Consider the following 3,870-nt stretch of genomic DNA (forward strand, 5'->3'; position numbering starts at 1 on the left):
CTCCACCCTGACGGCCCGCCTGAACACGGTCGACGGGCAGCGCGTCGCCCAAGGCCGTGACTTCGGTTCCGACGGCCGGCTCAAGTCCGACCAGGCGAAGTCCGAGGCCGGCGGACGTGATCGACCTCCGCCGGAATGCCGACCGGTTGCGGGGAGCGGCGTTGTCAGTGCCTCCCACTACCGTGAGTCACGAATGATCGACAGCGCACTGGGGGAATCGACATGGCGCACATCAAGCAGTCCAGGCAGTCCAGGCAGACCGGCGGCAACGCAGCGATGCGGCGCGCACTGCGCCGAGAAGTCCCGAGCACCGTCGGCATCCTCGCCGACGAACAGGACTTCACGGCCATGCGGCGCTACCGCACCTTCGCGTTCGACGACTACAGCACCTATCTACGACAGTCCGAGCAGCTGCTGAAAACCCTGGCTGCCCAGCAACTGCACACGTCCGTGGCCCTCTTCGACCCCGGTGAATTCGCCGAGTACTGCGCGGAGGCCGGCATCGACGCCGACGCCCCGGCAGGCCGCAGCCGTTTCACCGCAGAGCTCGCGGGCCGCGGCGTCGGCGTCGCGTACACGGGGCAGCCCCTGCGCGCGCTGCTGCCCCAGCTCATCAACAAGGCTGTCCGCCAGGCCACATGGGAGTACGCCACCATGCTCCTCGCCGACCTCGGCGCGTGCGCGGACTGCGGACAGGACATCGGAAGGTCCGCGTTCGACATGGCCTCCCGCATCCTGATGCGCCTGCTCGAGGTGGCCGGGCCCGGCACGCACCACCTTGTCTGCAGCGTCCCCGGTCCGGACGAACAGCTTCTCGCCGTTCTCCACGCCCAGGGCGGCCCGTCGACATCGGCGCAGATCGACGCCGCGGAAGGCGCCGAGTTCGTCACCGTCCTCGCCGCGGGAATCGCCCTCAAGACCACCGGGGGAGTGGTGCTCCGCACCAGCACCCCCGACACGCCCGACCACCTCCACGGCTGGCGGCTCCACCAGGGCCGCCTCGATCCGCTCACCGCGGGCGAAGTGTTCAGCGCCTACTGCACAGACTCCACCACCGGCGACCCGCTGTCCCCGGAGCCGGGCGTCGAGTACTGCGCGGGCTTCCCCGTCACCACCGACGACCCGGAGCACCATCACTGACCCCGAAGGGGGGCTCCCCGCCGCAGCGGGAAGCCCCCTGTCACCCATCGGCGCCGTGCCGCGCCCGGCTACTCGCCGGACAGCACCGCCTGCGCCGCCACCCGGGCCTCCTCGGCGGTGTCCGCGGCACGCGCCGCCGCGGCCGCACGCTCGCACTGCGCCAGCGTGTACTTCGCAAGCGTCGCGCGCACGTAAGGAATCGACGCGGCCCCCATCGACAGCGACGTCACACCCAGACCGGTCAGCACACACGCCAGCAGTGGATCGGAGGCAGCCTCACCACACACACCACAGCTCTTGCCTTCGGCCTTGGCCGCCTCCGCGGACAGCGCCACCAGGTCGAGCAGCGCGGGCTGCCACGGGTCCTGCAGCCGTGAAACGGCACCCACCTGCCGGTCGGCGGCGAAGGTGTACTGCGCGAGGTCGTTGGTGCCGAGCGAAAGGAACTCGACCTCCTGCAGGATCGAGCGCGCCCGCAGCGCGGCGGACGGGATCTCCACCATCGCTCCGAACTTCGCCCGCAGGCCCGCCTCCCGGCACGCGTCGGCGAACGCCTTGGCGTCCGTACGGTCCGCGACCATCGGCGCCATGACCTCGAGGTACACGGGCAGCCCCTGCGCGGCCTTCGACAGCGCCGACAGCTGTGTCCGCAGCACCTCCGGGTGGTCCAGCAGCGAGCGCAGCCCGCGCACACCCAGCGCCGGGTTCGGCTCGTCGGCCGGGGTCAGGAAGTCGAGCGGCTTGTCCGCGCCGGCGTCCAGCACCCGCACGACCACTCGCCCCTCGGGAAAGGCCTCGAGCACCTTGCGGTAAGCCTCGACCTGCTTCTCCTCCGACGGAGCCTGCTTGCTGTCGTCCAGGAACAGGAACTCGGTACGGAAAAGACCGACCCCCTCCGCACCGGCGTCCACGGCCGCGGGCACATCCGCGGGGCCGCCGACGTTCGCCAGCAGCGGCACCTTGTGTCCGTCGGACGTCGCTCCCGGCCCGGTGGACGCCGCGAGGGCCGCCCTGCGCTCGGCCGCGGCCTGCTCCATCTGCTCGCGCTTCTCTTCGCCCGGCTCCACGAAGATCTCGCCCGTGCTGCCGTCGACGGCGATCAGCGTGCCCTCGGCGATCTCACCCGCGCCCGGCAGAGCGACCACGGCAGGCACCCCGAGCGCCCGCGCCAGAATGGCACTGTGGCTGGTCGGCCCGCCCTCCTCGGTGACGAACCCGAGCACCAGTGCCGGGTCCAGCAGCGCGGTGTCCGCAGGCGCCAGGTCCCGGGCGATCAGTACATACGGCTCGTCACTGTCGGGTACTCCCGGCATCGGCACGCCCAGCAGACGCGCCACGATCCGGTTCCGCACGTCGTCCAGGTCCGCGACCCGCCCGGCCAGATACTCGCCGGCACCGGCCAGCAGCGCCCGGTAGGCGGCGAACGCGTCGTACACCGCACGCTCGGCCGTGCTGCCGACCGCGATACGGCGCTCGACATCGGCCATCAGCTCCGGGTCCTGCGCCATCATGGCCTGTGCCTCGAGCACCGCCTGTGCCTCCCCGCCGGCCAGATTGCCGCGTGCAATCAGGTCGGCGGACACGGCCTCGACAGCCTGACGGGCGCGCCCCTGTTCGCGCCCCGCGTCCTGCGCCGGGATCTGCTTGGCCGGCGGCTCGAGAACCGCCGTGCCCATGTGCCGCACCTCGCCGATCGCCACACCGTGGCTCACGCCGACGCCTCGCAGCGTTGTCTCCATTTCACCGTCTCCGATAGAGCGACGATCCGTGCCGCCGCGATGAATCTCCGACCCGCCGTCACCGGCGTCGGCGGTCACTGCCAGCCGAAGAGGGTGTCGCCGGCCTTCACTTCGCCGTCCTCACGGAGCCCGGACAGAGCATCGGGGGTGGCCTCGAGCGCCACGACCGGGCAGATGGCGGACTTGCCGGCGGCCTCGACGGCCGACGGGTCCCAGCGCACCACGGCCTGACCGCGGCGCACAGTGTCCCCCTTGTTGATGAGCAGCTCGAAGCCCTCGCCGTTCAGCTGCACCGTGTCGATGCCGAGGTGCGTCAGTACCCCGTGCCCCTGCTCGTCGACGACGACAAAGGCATGCGGGTGCAGCGACACGATGATGCCGTCGACCGGAGAGACGGCCTCCGACGGCTCACGCACGGGGTCAATGGCAGTCCCGGGCCCGACCATCGCACCGGAGAACACCGGGTCGGGCACCGCGGCGAGCCCGATGGCCCGTCCGGCAAGAGGGGACGTCACTGTGGTCATGGAGCCTCCCAGGGGCGGAGATTCGTTCGGCGCCGTCACGGCGTGTCGTGGGCGGCGCACTGTTTCAGAAGGGTAGGTCATGAGAAGTCCTAGTTCCGCCCTAGACCTACCAGTTGACGGAGTAGGGGCGCACCGGAAGGGATTTGCGTCATCTGCCGGTAGGCCTGTACTGTCGTAGCCCTGCCTGACCCCAACGCGACGCTGAGTCGGGGGTCGGCAGTAGCGCTCATCAAGCCGGATCCTAACTGGTCTAAACCACTGGTGGCCCTCAGGGTGCCCGCAGGGTGGTGGTCAGAGGGGCCGGGAAAGCCTGATAGTGTTGGAAACGCCGAAAGGGAAGCGCCCGGAGGAAAGCCCCAGAAAATGTTCTGCGGGTGAGTACAAAGGAAGCGTCCGTTCCTTGAGAACTCAACAGTGTGCCAAAAATCAACGCCAGATATGTTGATACCCCGTCCATCTTCGGATGG

General features: G+C 70.0%; 4 protein-coding genes. 1 reads left to right on the forward strand and 3 read right to left on the reverse strand.

Annotated elements, in window-relative coordinates:
* The first annotated feature begins 222 nt into the window (after positions 1 to 222).
* The gene (locus tag ABZ070_RS35880; RefSeq protein WP_356640231.1) at positions 223 to 1,140 is read left to right on the forward strand and encodes a hypothetical protein; all 918 of its coding nucleotides are present in this window, start codon (positions 223 to 225) and stop codon (positions 1,138 to 1,140) included.
* Positions 1,141 to 1,208: 68 nt separating this feature from the next.
* On the opposite strand, the gene ptsP is transcribed toward ABZ070_RS35880, so the two are convergent.
* The 3 genes from ptsP to ABZ070_RS35895 form a co-directional block, all read right to left on the reverse strand.
* Positions 1,209 to 2,879 carry a phosphoenolpyruvate--protein phosphotransferase gene (ptsP, locus tag ABZ070_RS35885; RefSeq protein WP_356640233.1) on the reverse strand — a complete coding sequence of 557 codons (1,671 nt, stop codon included), beginning with the start codon at positions 2,877 to 2,879 and terminating at the stop codon, positions 1,209 to 1,211.
* A gap of 74 nt (positions 2,880 to 2,953) precedes the next feature.
* Positions 2,954 to 3,403, reverse strand: coding sequence for a PTS glucose transporter subunit IIA (locus tag ABZ070_RS35890; RefSeq protein ID WP_356640235.1), 450 nt, complete (start codon positions 3,401 to 3,403; stop codon positions 2,954 to 2,956).
* 268 nt (positions 3,404 to 3,671) lie between these two features.
* The coding region (locus ABZ070_RS35895) for a hypothetical protein (RefSeq protein ID WP_356640237.1) at positions 3,672 to 3,870 on the reverse strand (199 nt) is incomplete at its 5' end.

Origin of the sequence: Streptomyces sp. NPDC006283, assembly GCF_040613325.1 — a bacterium.
Classification (GTDB): domain Bacteria; phylum Actinomycetota; class Actinomycetes; order Streptomycetales; family Streptomycetaceae; genus Streptomyces.

What these genes read in the sequence shown, in the direction of transcription:
- ABZ070_RS35880 (WP_356640231.1), top strand. Translation starts at nt 223, where the DNA reads ATGGCGCACATCAAGCAGTCCAGGCAGTCCAGGCAGACCGGCGGCAAC.
- ptsP (WP_356640233.1), bottom strand. Translation starts at nt 2,879, where the DNA reads ATGGAGACAACGCTGCGAGGCGTCGGCGTGAGCCACGGTGTGGCGATC.
- ABZ070_RS35890 (WP_356640235.1), bottom strand. Translation starts at nt 3,403, where the DNA reads ATGACCACAGTGACGTCCCCTCTTGCCGGACGGGCCATCGGGCTCGCC.